General features: G+C 58.8%; 16 protein-coding genes and 1 pseudogene. 5 read left to right on the top strand and 12 right to left on the bottom strand.

Annotated elements, in window-relative coordinates; all coding sequences use genetic code 11:
• Window positions 1-9: 9 nt before the first annotated feature.
• The gene (locus tag AC3IX4_RS05155; RefSeq protein WP_489259539.1) at window positions 10-3,060 is read left to right on the top strand and encodes a multidrug efflux RND transporter permease subunit; all 3,051 of its coding nucleotides are present in this window, start codon (window positions 10-12) and stop codon (window positions 3,058-3,060) included.
• Between the two features lie 187 nt (window positions 3,061-3,247).
• On the opposite strand, the gene AC3IX4_RS05150 is transcribed toward AC3IX4_RS05155, so the two are convergent.
• The 5 genes from AC3IX4_RS05150 to colR form a co-directional block, all read right to left on the bottom strand.
• Window positions 3,248-3,475, bottom strand: a complete 228-nt coding sequence (locus tag AC3IX4_RS05150; protein ID WP_489259538.1) for a hypothetical protein — start codon at window positions 3,473-3,475, stop codon at window positions 3,248-3,250.
• Window positions 3,472-4,191 (bottom strand): lipopolysaccharide kinase InaA family protein, encoded by a 720-nt coding sequence (locus AC3IX4_RS05145; protein WP_489259537.1) that lies wholly within the window; start codon window positions 4,189-4,191, stop codon window positions 3,472-3,474. Before AC3IX4_RS05145 ends, AC3IX4_RS05150 begins: the two co-directional genes overlap by 4 nt.
• A gap of 7 nt (window positions 4,192-4,198) precedes the next feature.
• Entirely contained in the window at window positions 4,199-4,879 is a 681-nt protein-coding gene (locus AC3IX4_RS05140; RefSeq protein WP_489259536.1) for a class I SAM-dependent methyltransferase, read from the bottom strand.
• A 139-nt stretch (window positions 4,880-5,018) separates the two neighbouring features.
• A complete protein-coding gene (locus tag AC3IX4_RS05135) occupies window positions 5,019-6,302 on the bottom strand; it encodes a sensor histidine kinase (protein ID WP_489259535.1) in 1,284 nt (427 codons plus the stop codon).
• The gene (colR, locus tag AC3IX4_RS05130) at window positions 6,292-6,975 is read right to left on the bottom strand and encodes a two-component system response regulator ColR (RefSeq protein ID WP_489259534.1); all 684 of its coding nucleotides are present in this window, start codon (window positions 6,973-6,975) and stop codon (window positions 6,292-6,294) included. The genes AC3IX4_RS05135 and colR overlap by 11 nt, the downstream gene beginning before the upstream one ends.
• A gap of 240 nt (window positions 6,976-7,215) precedes the next feature.
• Between colR and AC3IX4_RS05125 the strand changes: the two are divergent.
• Window positions 7,216-7,608 (top strand): annotated as a pseudogene (locus AC3IX4_RS05125) (phosphatase PAP2 family protein); the annotation flags it as partial.
• A gap of 216 nt (window positions 7,609-7,824) precedes the next feature.
• Here the strand turns inward: AC3IX4_RS05125 and groL are convergent.
• The 5 genes from groL to AC3IX4_RS05100 form a co-directional block, all read right to left on the bottom strand.
• Window positions 7,825-9,465: a chaperonin GroEL gene (gene groL, locus AC3IX4_RS05120; protein WP_489259533.1), complete on the bottom strand. Its 1,641-nt coding sequence runs from the start codon at window positions 9,463-9,465 to the stop codon at window positions 7,825-7,827.
• A gap of 47 nt (window positions 9,466-9,512) precedes the next feature.
• Window positions 9,513-9,806: a co-chaperone GroES gene (locus AC3IX4_RS05115; protein WP_489259532.1), complete on the bottom strand. Its 294-nt coding sequence runs from the start codon at window positions 9,804-9,806 to the stop codon at window positions 9,513-9,515.
• Window positions 9,807-10,056: 250 nt separating this feature from the next.
• Window positions 10,057-10,527 (bottom strand): FxsA family protein, encoded by a 471-nt coding sequence (locus AC3IX4_RS05110; protein WP_489259531.1) that lies wholly within the window; start codon window positions 10,525-10,527, stop codon window positions 10,057-10,059.
• Window positions 10,528-10,592: 65 nt separating this feature from the next.
• The gene (locus AC3IX4_RS05105) at window positions 10,593-11,324 is read right to left on the bottom strand and encodes a HugZ family pyridoxamine 5'-phosphate oxidase (RefSeq protein WP_489259530.1); all 732 of its coding nucleotides are present in this window, start codon (window positions 11,322-11,324) and stop codon (window positions 10,593-10,595) included.
• An 80-nt stretch (window positions 11,325-11,404) separates the two neighbouring features.
• Entirely contained in the window at window positions 11,405-12,412 is a 1,008-nt protein-coding gene (locus tag AC3IX4_RS05100) for a DUF481 domain-containing protein (protein WP_489259529.1), read from the bottom strand.
• A 155-nt stretch (window positions 12,413-12,567) separates the two neighbouring features.
• Here AC3IX4_RS05100 and AC3IX4_RS05095 point away from each other — a divergent pair, with 155 nt between their 5' ends.
• Together AC3IX4_RS05095 and AC3IX4_RS05090 are read left to right on the top strand one after the other, a co-directional pair.
• Window positions 12,568-12,921, top strand: coding sequence for an MGMT family protein (locus AC3IX4_RS05095; RefSeq protein ID WP_489259528.1), 354 nt, complete (start codon window positions 12,568-12,570; stop codon window positions 12,919-12,921).
• A gap of 42 nt (window positions 12,922-12,963) precedes the next feature.
• Window positions 12,964-14,541: an AmpG family muropeptide MFS transporter gene (locus tag AC3IX4_RS05090; protein WP_489259527.1), complete on the top strand. Its 1,578-nt coding sequence runs from the start codon at window positions 12,964-12,966 to the stop codon at window positions 14,539-14,541.
• A gap of 146 nt (window positions 14,542-14,687) precedes the next feature.
• Here the strand turns inward: AC3IX4_RS05090 and AC3IX4_RS05085 are convergent, their stop codons facing one another.
• Window positions 14,688-15,521 carry a mechanosensitive ion channel family protein gene (locus AC3IX4_RS05085; RefSeq protein WP_489259526.1) on the bottom strand — a complete coding sequence of 278 codons (834 nt, stop codon included), beginning with the start codon at window positions 15,519-15,521 and terminating at the stop codon, window positions 14,688-14,690.
• Between the two features lie 83 nt (window positions 15,522-15,604).
• Window positions 15,605-16,090, bottom strand: coding sequence for a YajQ family cyclic di-GMP-binding protein (locus AC3IX4_RS05080; RefSeq protein ID WP_489259525.1), 486 nt, complete (start codon window positions 16,088-16,090; stop codon window positions 15,605-15,607).
• A 99-nt stretch (window positions 16,091-16,189) separates the two neighbouring features.
• Between AC3IX4_RS05080 and AC3IX4_RS05075 the strand changes: the two genes are divergently transcribed.
• Window positions 16,190-17,107, top strand: a complete 918-nt coding sequence (locus tag AC3IX4_RS05075; RefSeq protein ID WP_489259524.1) for a putative 2-dehydropantoate 2-reductase — start codon at window positions 16,190-16,192, stop codon at window positions 17,105-17,107.
• Window positions 17,108-17,145: the final 38 nt, after the last annotated feature.

The raw sequence follows: 17,145 nt of genomic DNA, 5'->3' as shown, positions 1-17,145 counted from the left end.
ACAACCCCCATGGCTTTTACAGATCCGTTCATCCGCCGCCCGGTGTTGGCCACGGTGATCAGCCTGCTGATCGTGCTGCTGGGCTTTCAGGCCTACGGCAAGCTCACCATCCGCCAATATCCGCAGATGGAAAACGCTCTGATCACCGTGACCACCGCCTACCCCGGCGCCAACGCCGAGACCATCCAGGGCTATATCACCCAACCCATGCAGCAGAGCCTGGCAAGCGCCGAAGGCATTGACTACATGACCTCGGTCAGTCGCCAGAACTTCTCGGTGATTTCCATCTACGCGCGTATCGGCGCCGACAGTGACCGGCTGTTCACCGAACTGCTGGCCAAGGCCAATGAGGTCAAGAACAAGCTGCCCCAGGACGCCGAAGACCCGGTGTTGAGCAAGGAGGCCGCCGACGCCTCGGCACTGATGTACATCAGCTTCTTCAGCAGTGAGCTGAGCAACCCGCAGATCACCGACTACCTGTCGCGCATCATCCAGCCCAAGCTTGCGACCTTGCCGGGCATGGCTGAGGCAGAAATCCTTGGCAACCAGGTGTTCGCCATGCGTATCTGGCTCGACCCCGTCAAGCTGGCCGGCTACGGCCTGAGCGCCACCGACGTCACCGACGCCGTGCGCCGCTACAACTTTCTGTCGGCGGCCGGTGAAGTGAAAGGCCAGTACATCGTCACCAGCATCAATGCCACCACCGAACTGAAATCCGCCGAAGCCTTTGCCGCCATCCCACTCAAGACCGAAGGCGATAGCCGGGTGCTGCTCGGTGACGTGGCGCGAGTGCAGATGGGCGCGGAGAACTACGACAGCGTCAGCTCCTTCGACGGCACCCCCTCGGTGTATATCGGCATCAAGGCCACGCCTGGCGCCAACCCGCTGGATGTGATCAAGGAAGTGCGCAAGATCATGCCGGAGCTGGAGTCCCAGTTGCCGCCCAACCTCAAGGTCGAAATCGCCTACGATGCCACACGCTTTATCCAGGCCTCGATCAACGAGGTGGTCAAGACCCTGTTCGAAGCGGTGCTGATCGTGATCGTGGTGGTGTTCCTGTTCCTGGGGGCGCTGCGCTCGGTGCTGATCCCGGTTATCACGATTCCGCTGTCAATGATCGGCGTGCTGTTCTTCATGCAGTTGATGGGCTATTCGATCAACCTGCTGACCCTGCTGGCGATGGTGCTGGCCATCGGCCTGGTGGTGGATGACGCGATTGTGGTGGTGGAAAACATCCACCGCCATATCGAGGAAGGCAAGACGCCGTACGACGCTGCGCTGGAAGGCGCCAGGGAGATCGCCATGCCGGTGGTCTCGATGACCATCACCCTCGCTGCGGTTTATGCCCCCATCGGCTTTCTGCAAGGCCTCACGGGAGCATTGTTCAAGGAGTTCGCCCTGACCCTGGCCGGGGCCGTGGTGATTTCCGGCATCGTCGCCCTTACCCTTTCGCCGATGATGTGCGCCCTGCTGCTGCGCCACGACGAAAACCCCTCCGGCCTGGCCCATCGCCTGGACCAGATCTTCGAACGCTTGAAACGGCGTTACCAGAAAACTCTCCATGGCACGCTCAACACGCGGCCGGTGGTGCTGGTATTCGCGGCCATCGTGATGTGCCTGATCCCGGTATTGCTGATGTTTACCCGCTCGGAGCTGGCGCCAGACGAAGATCAAGGCATTATTTTCATGATGGCCACCGCCCCACAGCCGACCAACCTGGATTACCTGAGCAGCTACACCGATGAGTTCATCTCGATCTTCAAGGAGTTCCCCGAGTACTACTCCTCGTTCCAGATCAACGGATTCAACGGTGTGCAATCCGGTATCGGCGGCTTTCTGCTCAAGCCCTGGGATGAACGCGACCGTACCCAGATGCAGTTGTTGCCAGAGGTCCAGGCCAAACTTTCCAACATCAGCGGCCTGCAAATTTTTGGCTTCAACCTGCCGTCCCTGCCGGGCACAGGCGAAGGCTTGCCATTGCAGTTCGTGATCAATACACCCAACGATTATGAATCCTTGCTGCAGGTCGCCGAACGGGTCCAGGAGCGGGCGCTGGCGTCGGGCAAGTTCGCGTTCCTGGACATTGACCTGGCATTCGACAAACCGGAGGTGGTAGTCGACATCGATCGCGCCAAGGCGGCGCAGATGGGGGTCTCCATGGATGCCCTGGGCGGCACACTGGCAACACTGCTGGGTGAAGCCGAGATCAACCGCTTCACCATCGAAGGACGTAGCTACAAAGTCATCGCCCAGGTTGAACGGGCCTATCGCGACAACCCCGATTGGCTGACTCAATATTACGTGCGCAACAACAAGGGCGAGATGTTGCCGCTCTCCACCCTGATCACTGTCAGCGACCGTGCCCGCCCCCGCCAGTTGAACCAGTTCCAACAGTTGAACTCGGCGATCATTCAGGGTGTGCCGATGGTGAGCATGGGTGAGGCCATTTCCATTCTGCGTAACATCGCCAGCGAAGAAGCACCGGCAGGATTTGCCTTCGACTATGGGGGCCAGGCGCGTCAGTTCGTACAGGAAGGCAGTGCGTTGTGGGTGACCTTTGGCCTGGCGCTGGCGATCATCTTTCTGGTACTGGCGGCTCAATTCGAGAGCTTTCGTGATCCACTGGTCATCCTGGTTACCGTGCCATTGTCCATATGCGGTGCGTTGATACCGCTGTTCCTGGGGCTATCGAGCATGAATATCTACACCCAGGTGGGGCTGGTGACCTTGATTGGCCTGATCAGCAAGCACGGCATTCTGATTGTCGAATTTGCCAATCAGTTGCGCCATGAAAAAGGCCTGTCAGCGCGCGAAGCCGTGGAAGAAGCCGCATCGATTCGCTTGCGCCCGGTCCTGATGACGACCGCGGCCATGGTGTTCGGCATGGTGCCGTTGATATTGGCCACGGGGGCCGGGGCAGTGAGCCGGTTCGATATCGGCACTGTGATTGCCACGGGCATGTCGATCGGCACCTTGTTCACCTTGTTCGTGTTGCCGTGCGTCTACACCTTGCTCGCGGCCAAGGACAAAGCCCCCCAGACGCAACCTGAAGCTCTGTAGGAGCACGGCTTGCCGGCGATGGGATGCACCGCAATCCTTCCGGCAAACCGCGGTGCCTTCATCGCGGCTAAAGCCGGCTCCTACCGACCGCGGCGATGGCCATATCGCAGTTCAGGAAAATTTGGGGTTTGTCAGAAACCAAAAAGCCCCGTCATTAAACGGGGCCTTCATGTGTTACGAAGCAGCGTCAGCCTTGCGGGCCCTTCCCTTGAGCAAGCCCGAACATCAGCAGGAGCAGATCCTGGTCGGGCCGCATGGTTTCCTGAGCCTTGACGAGCCGAGGCAGAGGGCAATGCCCGCTGCCTATTGCTGAAATAAGTATCTCAGGCCGAGGTATTTCCCAGGCAGCGGCTGCAACGGTTGCTACGCCCAGCGCCATCATGAGAAACATACCTCGAGCTATTTCTAGTTTCATTGGCCTAAACCTTTGATAGAACTGCCATACGCCTTTCTATAAAAGTAGAGCAACTGGGCCCAGTCTGCATCGGCGAACGACGAGTGGCGACGCAGTTGGCGCAGGTCGTTGGCCGCAGCGCGCTGACTGCTGAACCGCCGACGGCATTTCTCAAGGTCCAGCAGGGCCACTTCGGCGCGAGCCTTTTCCCCCTCGCCCAGCACCCGGACAAATACATGCTTGCTATACAGGCAACCGTGCTGCCAATGGCCACGGTGCATGCGGGCCAGGTTTTCTGCCAAGTCTTGAAGCATCTGTTTATGGACAGCCTCGCCGTGTCGCTCACGACCACCCGAGGCATACCAGTCGTCCAGTTCTACGAAGCCTTCCAGCGCTGCCGTCACCAACAACGCTCGCCATTGGCGATCTTCGCTGCGTTCGACACCGCAATAAACCACTTCTGGCACCCGCACCTTCAGGGCCTGGAACGCCCTCAGTGCATCATGCTCACGCAGTACCGTAGGTCGACCCAAAGGATGCAACAAACTGCGATAGATGTGCCCAACCTGGCGCTTGGCATACAACAAGCGCCCGTCTTCGCCTCGTAACCGCTGCACGCCACTTTCGCCGCCGCGCCGCTGGTTGGGCTCTTCAACCCACTCGCCACGCTGCTGCCAGTAATGCTCAAAGCGGTTTTCACTCATCGAAACGACCTCGGTTGCACACTCTACTGCCATTCGCTTCTTACTCCTTACGCAAAACGTAAACGCGCCACATGGCGTAGAGCGGCAAGAAGTCCAAACGTTCCTGAATTCGGAAACCCGACTGCTTGAATTCGGCCTCGACTGTAGCAGCTGGCAACACAAAACGGTTCTGGAAACTGCCCTCGCCTTCTTTCAGCCGGCGTTTTTCTTCAAGCTTCTTGCGACGCCACGCCTTGAAGTTTCCATCGACCCACAACGAGAGGATCACGCTGTCACGTGTCACGCGCTGAAACTCCTTGAGCATTGCCAAACGGTTCGAGGACTCACCGATGTGATGCATCAGACGCATGCAGAAAATGCTGTCGACCGCATTGTCAGGCAAATCGATATCGAACGCCGATGTTTGCAAAGGTCGAACCCGTTCCACCACCTTTGCCGGTTGCGAATGGCAAGCGGTTGCCAGCATGTCAGCCGAATTGTCGGCACCGATGATCACACGGTTGGTTTTTTGCGCCAGCAATGGCCAGAATCGACCGGCGCCGCAAGGCAGGTCCAGCACCAGGCTGGGTTCGCCTGCCAACGCCAGGGCGCGTTGGGCCAGTTGTTCGTCACGATAGTGAGAGAGCCTGCGCGCCAGCCCGTCCTGATGCTTGATGAAATAATTCTGCGCGTGCTGCTGGTCATATTTCTCGGAAAATTCCAGCTTGATCGGGTCGCTCATGATGCATCTCCTGGCTCTGATCAGCCCACCTTATTCATGCGCTCGTCATCGCCAGGTCATACAAATGTGAAAATTTTGTGAGTTTGGATCCTTATACATTTCGAGGTTTTACGGGGCTAAATACCACGTTCTGACAGATTCACCGTTTTTTTGGCGACAGCTCAACATCAAATCGGCAACCGTGAGGCTGCGTGGGCGACAGCTCGACGGTCCAGCCTTGGTTATCACAAATCCGCTGCACCAACGAAAGCCCCAACCCCAGGCCCTCGCCGCGCTTCTCATTGTTACCGCGCACAAAGGGCTGAAACATGGCTTCGCGTTTCTCTTCCGGAATCCCCACTCCGCTGTCCTCCACCCAGAAGTGGTCGCCATCGAGCGTCAGGTGGATAAATCCATGGTCAGTGTAGTGCACAGCGTTGCGGATCAGGTTAGCCATGACCGCGTGCAGGAAAGTGGTGTTGTAGAGAGTTTGTGACACCGTAAGAACCTTCACGCTCAAGGCCAATCCCTTTTGCTCGATAGGCTCGCGCCACAGGTTTATCAGTTCATCGGCGACTTGTGCCACGGTTGCCAGGGAAGCACCTGCGGTATCTTCATGCTCGGAACGGGCCAGCATCAGGAAGGTCTGAACCAATTCACGCATTTGCGCACACGCCCGGAAGATTCGCTCTACTTGGGCACGGGCACGCTGATCGAGGGCAGGGTTCTCCAGCAACAGCTCACAGGAGCTGGCCAACACCATCAAGGGCGTGCGCAACTCATGACTCACATCGCTGGTGAATAGACGCTCGCGATTCAAGGTGTCACGCAGTCGACCCAGCGTTGCATCGAAGGCAACCGCCAGTTCACCCACCTCGTCCGCGGCATAATCCGGTGCCAAGGGTGGCGCCAGACCCAGCAATTGATCGCGGTGACGCACCTGGCGCGCCAGGCGCACCACGGGTGCCATGACCTTGCGAGCCAACATCCATCCCAGCACCACCGACAGTGCAAGGCTCAGGACGAACCCTATGACGACCACGGCAAAAAGCACCCGCTCGCGCTCTTCGAAGTCGCTCTGGTCTTGTAGAAGCACGTAGCGGCGACCATCCACCACTTCAACCATGGCGTGGTAGGACAGTTCTTCGCGAAAGACTTCGTGGAAACCTGGGTCCAGGTGCCGCAGGTCCTTGGGCAGCTCGAAGTCTCCCGTGCCACTGCTGTAATAGAAGAGTTGGTCGGGTTCGGGGCGATGGCTCCAATCGCTGACCTTGTCCATCAACAACAGACGCTGCAGGTCTCCGCCCAAGCCTGCGGAGATAAGCTTTTCCTCGACCAGATGAACCGTCGAGATGATCCCGATGGCAAAGGCCCCGGCTACCAGTGCAGTCATCAAGGCAAAGGCAATGATGATCCGCTGAGCAAGGCTCTGCTTAAACTCCATCACGCCCCTCGGCCAGGCGATAGCCAACACCATGCACGGTCTGCAGCAGTGGCTTGTCGAACGGCTTGTCGATCACTTGGCGCAGTTGGTGGACATGGCTTCGCAGGCTGTCACTGTCCGGGCAATCATCGCCCCACAGGGCCTCTTCGAGCACTTCACGCCGCAGCACATGGGGGCTTTTCTGCATCAGCACTGCCAGTAGCTTCAGGCCGACAGGGTTGAGCTTGAGCAGACGCCCTTCGCGGGTCACCTCAAGCGTGTCCAGATCGTAGTTCAGGTCGCCCACTTGCAGGCAGCGCTTGCCACCCCCTTGGCTGCGACGCAGCACAGCCTCTATTCGCGCCGCCAGCTCAGACAAGGCAAAAGGCTTGAGCAAGTAGTCGTCGGCACCGGAGCGAAACCCCTGCAGCCGGTCGTCGAGTTGATCTCGTGCGGTCAGCATGATCACTGGTGTATCGCGGCGGGCATCTTCTCGCAGACGCTTGCACAGGGTATAGCCGTCGATGCCAGGCAACATGATGTCCAGCACGATCAGGTCGTAATGTTCGGTGGCCGCCAGATGCAGGCCCGACAAACCGTCCTGGGCGCAGTCAACGATATAGCCTTTCATACCCAGGTAGTCAGCCAGGTTGGCCAGGATATCGCGGTTGTCTTCAACCAGTAGAATTCGCATTGGGCTCCCTCTTTGTCCGCAGCTTTCGCCCTCGTGGCAGGCGCAGCTTAAGGCCTGCCGGGGCACAGGGCTAGGGCATGTGGGATTCGTGGCGTCATAACATTTTTTCACTCACGATTCACACCTTCGCGACGCTACCCTGCGCGCACTTTCGCGGCGTTGTGTTACGCCCGACTCCAGGGCCGTTGATTCAGGCTAACCGTATATTCAATTACCGTGTGGACTCCAGATGCCTTTACCCAAGCAGTCACTGCCGTGCAGTGTCCCTGGAGCCTGAAAGAATTCGGCGGCAAGGAAACCTATAGCTAGCTGCTGGAGCATCGGCCAGCCACCGACAAGCCAGGCCGCTGCTGGCCGGGTGGGCATGCTGCAACCGGGCTCACCTTGTTTGCGCTGTTTTTCGTGCTGCGAGACCGTCGCCCGCGCCTGGCCAAGGCCGCCTTCATCTTTGCATTCTCGCTGGGGACGATCTTTTCAGTTGGACGAATGCTGCAGGGCGCGCATTTTTTCTCCCACAACGTCTGGACCGCGATCTTCTGCTGGCTGATCTGCCTGGGCTCCTATTATGCGGTGCTCTACCGACGGGAGAGTCAGGCTTCAACCACCGCTGTTCCTGCCATGCAGCGCCCATAGATGTAGGAGCACGGCTTGCCGGCGATGAAGGTGCCGCGGTTGTCTGTTGGACCGAGGTGAAGCCATCGCAGTGGTCCGGCACTCCGGCAAGCCTAGCTCCTACAGGCAATGGCCACACCAGGCCCATGCCACATGCCGTGTGGAATATGCGTACAAAAATAAAAGGCCCGGTGCTTTCGCACCGGGCCTTTTAGTTGCTACGGGGGTAAGGCTGGCTTACATCATGCCGCCCATGCCACCCATGCCGCCCATGTCTGGCATGCCGCCAGATGGCTTGTCGTCTTGAACCTCGGCAACCATCGCTTCGGTGGTGATCATCAGCGAGGCGATCGAGGAAGCAGCTTGCAGTGCCGAACGGGTCACTTTGGCTGGGTCCAGGATACCCATTTCGATCATGTCGCCGTATTCGCCGGTTGCAGCGTTGTAGCCGTAGTTGCCGCTACCTTGCTTGACCTTGTCGACCACAACGCTTGGCTCGTCGCCGGAGTTGGCAACGATCTGGCGCAGAGGTGCTTCGACAGCGCGACGCAGCAGAGCGATACCTACGTCCTGATCAGCGTTGTCGCCTTTCAGAGTGTCGATAGCTTGCAGGGCACGTACCAGAGCAACACCACCGCCAGGCACCACGCCTTCTTCAACGGCTGCACGGGTAGCGTGCAGGGCGTCTTCAACGCGGGCTTTCTTCTCTTTCATTTCAACTTCGGAGCCAGCGCCAACCTTGATCACTGCAACGCCGCCAGACAGCTTGGCCAGACGCTCTTGCAGTTTTTCACGGTCGTAGTCCGAGGAAGTGTCGGCCACTTGCTGACGGATCTGGACAACGCGAGCCTGGATGTCGGCTTCAACGCCAGCACCGTCGATGATGGTGGTGTTTTCTTTGGACAGAACAACGCGCTTGGCGTTACCCAGGTGCTCCAGGGTGGTGCTTTCCAGGCTCAGGCCGATCTCTTCGGAGATAACGGTACCGCCAGTCAGAACGGCGATGTCCTGCAGCATGGCCTTGCGACGGTCGCCGAAGCCTGGTGCCTTGACGGCAGCGACTTTAACGATGCCGCGCATGTTGTTCACTACCAGAGTCGCCAGGGCTTCGCCTTCAACGTCTTCGGCAACGATCAGCAGAGGACGACCGGCTTTGGCAACGGCTTCCAGTACTGGCAACATTTCGCGGATGTTGGAGATCTTTTTGTCGACCAGCAGGATCAGCGGGCCGTCGAGCTCGGCAACCATGGTTTCTGGCTTGTTGACGAAGTACGGGGACAGGTAGCCACGGTCGAACTGCATGCCTTCTACGACCGACAGTTCGTTTTCCAGGCCCGAGCCTTCTTCAACGGTGATCACGCCTTCTTTACCGACTTTTTCCATGGCTTCGGCAATGATGTCGCCGATGGAGTTGTCGGAGTTGGCGGAGATGGTGCCGACCTGAGCGATGGCCTTGGAATCAGCGCATGGCTTGGATTGGGTTTTCAGCTGGGCAACGATGGCGATGGTCGCCTTGTCGATGCCGCGCTTCAGGTCCATCGGGTTCATGCCGGCAGCGACGGCTTTCAGGCCTTCGTTGACGATGGCTTGAGCCAGGACGGTAGCGGTGGTGGTGCCGTCGCCTGCGTCGTCGTTAGCGCGCGAAGCCACGTCTTTGACCAGCTGGGCGCCCATGTTTTCAAAGGCGTCCTTCAGTTCGATTTCCTTGGCTACAGACACGCCATCCTTGGTGATGGTCGGTGCGCCGAAGCTTTTGGCCAGGATCACGTTACGGCCTTTCGGGCCCAGGGTCGCTTTTACCGCGTCAGCCAGAACGTTAACGCCAGCCAGCATTTTCTTACGGGCGGAATCGCCAAATTTAACTTCTTTAGCAGCCATGATCGTTATTCCTTAAATACTTTGTAGTAACGGGAAACCAGCGGTAATCAAGCTTCGATGACAGCGAGGATTTCGTTCTCGCTCATCACCAGCAGGTCTTCGCCGTCAACTTTCACAGTGTTGCTGCCGGAGTACGGGCCGAAAACGACCTTGTCACCCACTTTCACAGCCAGCGCACGTACTTCACCGTTGTCCAGCACACGGCCGGCACCTACAGCGACGATTTCGCCACGGTTAGGCTTTTCAGCGGCCGAACCCGGCAGAACGATACCGCCAGCGGTTTTCGATTCTTCTTCGCTGCGACGGATTACGACGCGGTCATGCAGAGGACGAAGCTTCATTGTCGATCTCTCCTAATTGTGGTTTTCATCGGCCGGTATCGGCACCGGCAAGTTGGTTCATCCGGCTGTGCCGGTCACGACTCGCCAGGCGAGCCGTGTAAGTTAAATGTCTGGCCAGCGACCAGAAACCTTGCGGTGACCCATACATGAGGTCGCCCAAGTGGATTACAAGTGCAACCCCTGAAATTTTTTGCATCGCCTGGCACAAAAAAAACGGCCCCATGAAGGGGCCGCGTCAGAACAAGGTGGCTTAGCGGTCACGTCGCTCGTATTCGCCTTCGATGACATCCGGCTTGCGCGGGCTGCCGGGAGTGGCATCGGGGCGCTGAGCATAGAGGTCATCGGCAAAGGCACGCTGGCGCATGGCTTGCGCCTCGGCGCGCTCGCGCATCTTGCGGCCCAGCAAGCGCCGGGTGAACGGCAGCAGGCACACCAGGCCGATCACATCGCTGATAAAGCCTGGCAACAGCAGCAAGCCGCCTCCCACTGCCAACAACATGCCCTGGAACATCTGCTCGGCGGGCAGTTCGCCGCGCTGCAGGCTTTCACGGGCACGCAATGCAGTGGCAAGACCTGCCACTCGCACCACCAGCACACCCAGGGCGGAGCCTGCGATGATCAATAGCAGCGCCGGGAAAAAGCCGATCGCGGTGCTGACCTTGAAGAAGACGTACAGCTCCAGCACCGGAAAAAGAAGAAACAACAGTAGAAATGCACGCATTACGGGGTCCTCTACGCAAGACATCCTTGCAGTAAACCCCTAAATGACGGCGACTTCCCGTTTTTTCAAGTCGCCGCCGCGACAACAGTCGGCCATTCGTCCGCATGCGCCAGGGAAACCAAGGCTTCACGAACCTGTGTCGGCGTATTGCAAGACGCTGCGAAAGGCAGCCAATACAGCCCCTGGCCGATGCGCAGGTGCATGCCTTCGCTGTCGATGCCCGCCATTTTTGCAGGGGTATGCTGGGGCAATCCGGCCAGCTCGACATAATGGGCAATGGCCTTGGCATGATCGGCGTTCATGTGCTCGATCATGCTCAGCTCCGCCTTGCCGGCGAACGGATTGGCCACGGTCAGTTCATCAACCCAGTGAATCGCCCCGAAACCGCCGATATAGCGGTGACGCACCGGGTTGAGCACCCAGAAATCGAAATCGTGGGCTTTGTGGTAGTTGCTCGACTCGGGGAAATACCGGTAGTAACGCTCAGCGGCGGCATTGATGGCTGCCGGGTCGGTCAACTGGCTGGCTTCAGCCAGCACCGTCAAACGCCCGACCGCCTGTACATCCTCAGCCCCTCGCTCGCCGACCAGCAACGAACACTTCGGATCTTTTTGCAGGTTATGGGTGTGCTGGGCTATGCGGCTGATCAGGATCAGTGGATTGCCCTGGGCGTCCAGGCAGTAAGGAACGACGGAGCCGAACGGAAAGCCCGGCATCGATTTGGAGTGGGTGGAGAGCACCCCCCGGTATTCTTTAAGCAGAAGCGTACGCGCTTGCTTGGCAGCTTTTAGGCTCACCCTGTGACTCCTTGAACACGGTATTCGGTCACAAGGTAAGCATTATCACCCGCATTTGCCAAGACACCGCTGGGCAGCTGTTACCAGGTCACACCAAACCCTGCGGTATAGCGGGTTTTGTCCAGGTCGCTGTCCTTGGTGCCACTGATGATGTCTTTCTCGGCCTTGAGGTTCAGCGACGCCCACTCGGTGACCTTGTAGCGCAGGCCAACTTCAGCGTCGAGACTGTAGTTAGCGACGTTGCCCAGTGGCTTGCCGACTTCACCATTGGTGAAGAACTCGACTCTCTTGCCGATCAGGTAGCGGTTGTAGTCCCACTTCACGCCCAGGGAATAGAAGTTGTCCTTGCCGCCGTCGGCATATTCGAAGTCGGTACGGTTGAGCAGCGAACCCAGCGAGAAGGCGCCCAGCTCGTCATCCCAGAACTGATAACCCGGGCCGGTACCGATGGTGCGTCGACGGGCAAGCTCTTCGATATGGTCGCGCTTGTAATCCAGGCGACCCTGCCAGAACCACTTGTCAGTGATAAACCGGTCCAGGGCGTACTCGGCGCTCCAGTTGTTGGTCGTCGTGACCTCATCCTGGGCTTCGCGGTTGTATTCGCCTTCAACGTTGTGGCGCCAGCGGCCGTGGCGGGCAGTGGTCTTGAAGTCGATGTCGTAGTTTTCGGTGTCGGATTCGGCCTGCTTGTAGTCCAAAGCCACATCGACATTACCCTTAATCATCAGGTCTTCAACCACGGGCTTGGGCTTGAGGATCTGTTGGATGCTGGATAATTCGACGGTCTTTGGCGTCTCGCCATTGGCCAGGGTGACCTTGCCGTCTTCGGCCGCGCTCAACGACTTGGCCTTCTCGCCGCTGTACTCATCCTGCTTGACCAGCAGCTCCTGATCACTTTCCAGGGTCTTGACCTTCTTCATGTCGATGGCCACTGATCCGCCATACTCAGTATCAAGCAGCAGCTTGCCGCCATCGAAGAACTTGATCTTGCCGCTCAAGCGATCTCCATTCTTCATCCACACGGTATCGGCGACGGCTGCCGACGAGGCGCCAGCAACGGCAAGGCATATCAGGACTCTGGACAACATAAGCAAATACAACGCTCTGGTTCGCGAAAATTTCGGGCATTATCCTGATAGACGTACCCTGAGCAAGGACTGACCGGACGAATAGCGATGAGTTCAATAGCCACTGGCAATATCGATGTCGGCTCGGCACACCTCAAGCCCAGTGAGCGTGGGCGATGAACAGCGCATCGGCTTCTGCTGACAACGAGGCCGTGGCCCGACGAACGGCCCTGTATGTGGCGCTTGGCCAGGTGCCTGAGGGTAAAGTCGTCAGCTATGGTCAATTGGCGGAGCTCGCAGGCTTGGGTCGCGCTGCACGGTGGGTCGGCCGCACCCTCAGCCAGTTGCCCGAGGGCACGCGCCTGCCATGGCATCGGGTAGTGGGCGCCGGAGGGCGAATCAGCCTGCCACTGGGCACGGTTTCGGGTAATGAACAACGCGCTCGACTGCGTGCCGAGGGCATCACTGTCCAGAACAACCGTGTGGATATTAAGTGCCATGGCTGGCGCCCGATGGAGCACAGCGGTTAGAGTGCGCGCTTTGTTTTCGTAAACTGAGGCAGATTCCAGCTCATGCCCCGTAAAACCTGGCGCGCTGCGCTCGCCGCTTATGCCAGCCCTTCCACACTGGTGCTACTGCTGCTCGGCTTTGCCGCCGGCATGCCGTACATGCTGGTGTTTTCAACGCTTTCGGTGTGGTTGCGCGAGGCCGGTGTAGCGCGCGAAACCATCGGTTATGCCAGCCTGATCGGCTTGGCCTATGCCTTCAAATGGGTCTGGTCGCCCCTGCTCGACCAATGGCGCCTGCCCCTGCTGGCGCGGATGGGCAGGCGGCGTTCCTGGCTGATGCTATCGCAAGTGCTGGTGATTATCGGCCTGATTGGCATGGGCTTTTGCGACCCACAAAAACATCTGTCCTGGCTGATTGCCCTGGCAGTGCTGGTGGCGTTCGCCTCCGCCACCCAGGATATTGCGGTGGACGCCTATCGCCTGGAGATTGCCGAAGAAAGCCGCCAGGCCGCTCTGGCCGCCAGCTATATGGCCGGCTATCGGGTGGCAGCACTGCTGGCGACCGCCGGGGCGCTGTTTTTTGCCGAAGGCTTCGGCTCGACCGGTTTCAGCTACCTGCACAAAGCCTGGACCGGCACCTACGTGCTGTTTGGCGTGCTGATGGTGCCCGCGTTGCTCACCACCCTGTTGATGCGTGAACCCCCGGTGTCGCTGAAAACCCAGTTGTCTGCCGCCCGTTACGGTTTCAGTCATCAACTGGTTTCGGTGTTCGTGCTGATCATCTTGCTGGTGTCGGTACCGGCCATGTTCACCCAGCTCTACAACACCGACTTTGCCAGTGTGCTGTTCGAAGGGGGCAGCCTGCTCGACCTGCTGTTTGAAGACCGCGCCTTCCTGCGCGCCATTCTCTACACGCTGCTGACCGGCCTGTGTCTGTCGTCCATGGGACGTCGAGGCTTGGCGCCAGTGCTCACACCGGTCAATGATTTTATCCTGCGCTATCGCTGGCAGGCACTGCTGCTGCTAGGGTTGATCGCGACCTACCGCATGTCCGATACGGTCATGGGCGTCATGGCCAATGTGTTCTACATCGATCAGGGCTTTACCAAGGATCAGATCGCCAGCGTCAGCAAGATCTTCGGCCTGATCATGACTTTGCTTGGCGCCGGTTTCGGCGGGTTGTTGATCGTGCGCTTTGGCATCTTGCCGATCCTGTTCATCGGCGGTGTCGCCTCGGCGGGTACCAATATCCTGTTCCTGATGCTGGCCGGTATGGGGCCCAACCTGCAGATGCTGGTGGTGACCATTTCGCTCGACAACTTCAGCTCTGGGCTTGCAACGTCGGCATTCGTGGCTTACCTGTCCAGCCTCACCAACCTGAAGTTCTCTGCCACCCAGTACGCTTTGTTGAGTTCGATCATGCTGCTGCTACCGCGCCTGATCGGTGGCTACTCGGGGGTCATGGTCGAGAATTGGGGTTACCATGATTTCTTCCTGATCACGGCCCTGCTGGGCGTGCCGACGCTGATCCTGATTGCCTTGCACTGGCATCAGGAGCACCGGCGCAACGGCGACGAGGCACAGGTGCAGCCCCCGGCGCCTGAGACCCCTGTCAGCGAGCCACCTTCGAGCAAGGCGTAAAGCACAAAAAAGCCCCGGGCAATCGAACTGCACCGGGGCTTTTTTGTGGGTCATGCAACGTCTTGTAGGAGCAGGGTTTACCCGCGATGAATGCTCCGCGGTTGACGGAAGATCCATGTCGACGCCATCGCGACCAAGGTCTGCTCCTACAGTTCCTGGACCACGCGGATCACACGCTGCGGAAAGGGAATGTCGATACCCTCCGCCCTCAGCCGGTCACGGGCATGCTCGTTGAGCATGAACATCACATCCCAGTAGTCTGCAGTCTTGACCCAGATCCGCAGGGAGACCGTGATAGAGCTGTCTCCCAGGGTCGAAACCACCGCCACAGGCGCAGGGTCCGCCAACACCCGCGGATCCTTGGCCAATTCCAACAGAATTTGCCGGGCTTTGTGCAGGTCTGCGTCGTAGTCGACACCCACATCAAACACCACCTTGCGGGTCGGCTGGCGGTTGGTGTTGGTGATGATTCCATTGGACAAACTGCCGTTTGGCATGATCACCGTCTTGTTGTCGCCGGTGCGCAGCACGGTGTGGAAGATCTGGATCGAGTCCACGGTGCCGCTGACGCCTTGGGCTTCAATCCAGTCGCCCAGGCGGAAGGGGCGGAACAACAGAATCAGCACCCCACCGGCGAAGTTCGCAAGGCTCCCCTGCAGTGCCAGGCCGATGGCCAGGCCAGCCGCACCGATCGCCGCAACGAACGAGGTGGTTTCTATGCCGATCATCGATGCGACACTGACCATCAACAGCACTTTGAGAATGATATTGGCCAGGCTGCAAATAAACCCTTGCAGGGCCAGATCGACATTGCGCAAAGCCAGAAGCTTGCCCAACCGGTAACTCACCTTGTTGATCAACCACCAGCCAATGGCCAGGGTAATGACTGCCAGCAGCACCCGGCTGCCGTACTCCATCATCATCGGGACCCAGGTCTGCGATTGCTTGACCAGATTGTCCACTTGGGCGTTCAAATCCATTTCTTTCTCCTGAAAGCCGAGGGCAAAAAAGACGTGCTGCACAGGGCCGGATTTAAACCCGGCCTGTGCAGCCAACAGCGGACTTAATCGCGGAAGTTGTTGAACTGTAGCGGCATGCCGAACTCTTTGGCGCGCAAGGCTGCGATGGCCTCTTGCAGGTCGTCACGCTTCTTGCCGGTGACGCGAACCTGCTCGCCCTGGATAGCCGCCTGGACCTTGAGTTTGGCGTCCTTGATATGAGCGACGATTTTCTTCGCCAATTCCTTGTCGATACCTTCGCGCAGTTTGACTTCCTGTTTCATCTCCTTGCCCGAAGGGTAGGCATCCTTGACTTCCAGGCATTGGACATCGAGCTTGCGCTTGACCATGGCAAGCTTGAGAATTTCGATCATCGCCTCGAGCTGGAACTCGGCCTCGGCGGTCAGGTTGACTTGCAGGTCCTTTTCCTTGAATTCGAAGCTACCTTTGCCCTTGAGGTCATAACGGCGGTCCAGTTCCTTGATCGCGTTGTCGACCGCGTTGGTGACTTCGTGCTTGTCCAGTTCTGATACCACGTCGAACGACGGCATGTATTTCTCCAAAAAAAAATGGCGTTGCTCGGTTGAAGATGGAGCACGCCTGGTTTGACGGTTAAAATGCCGGATCATTATAACGGTTGCGAAACTCTGATGAGCAGCACCTGGCACATTCTAGGCGCAGGCAGCCTAGGCAGTTTATGGGCGACCCGCTTGGCGCGCGGTGGCAAGGCCGTGCAACTGATCTTGCGCGACAGTGCGCGGCTCAAGGCCTACACGGATGCGGGCGGCCTGACTCTGGTCGAGCACGGCCAACCCATGACGCTGGCCATTCCGGCACAAACCCCGGATGACCCAGCACCGATTCATCGCTTGCTGGTGGCCTGCAAAGCCTATGACGCCGAACAGGCGGTTGCCCGGCTCGCACCCAGGCTTGTGCACGGAGCCGAAGTCATCCTGCTCCAGAACGGCCTGGGCAGCCAGGACGAAGTGGCTGCCAGCGTCCCCCATGCCCGCTGCATCTTTGCCTCCAGCACCGAAGGCGCCTTTCGCCAGGCCGATTGGCAGGTGGTCTTCGCAGGCCACGGTTTCAACTGGCTGGGCGACCCGGCCAATCCGCTGCCACCCGAATGGCTCAGTGACCTGCAGGACTGCGGCATCCCTCATCAGTGGACCCCGGATATCCTCACCCGGTTGTGGCGCAAACTGGCACTCAATTGTGCGATCAACCCCCTGACCGTGCTGCATGATTGCCGCAACGGTGGCCTGCAGGCCCACCACTGTGAGGTCGCGACCCTTTGTGTGGAGCTCGCCGAACTGCTGCAGCGCTGCGGTCAGCCCGAGGCTGCCGATCAGCTAGGCGAGGAAGTGGAACGGGTAATCCAGGCAACGGCCGCCAACTACTCTTCGATGTATCAGGATGTCGCACAGGGCCGCCGTACAGAAATCCATTACCTGCTGGGGCATGCCTGCCGTGTCGCGGCTCGCCACGACCTGTCGCTGCCGCATCTGGAACGGCTGCACCGGCGCCTGGTCGAACACCTCACAGCACACGGATTGCCCAGCGACTGAATCGAGCCTACCCTGCCCTTCCACCCACCGGGATCACG

It is taken from the genome of Pseudomonas sp. KH_021 (assembly GCF_057838865.1).
The sequence above is the reverse complement of the archived record's forward strand: the minus strand, read 5'-3'. Positions and strand labels throughout refer to the sequence as shown.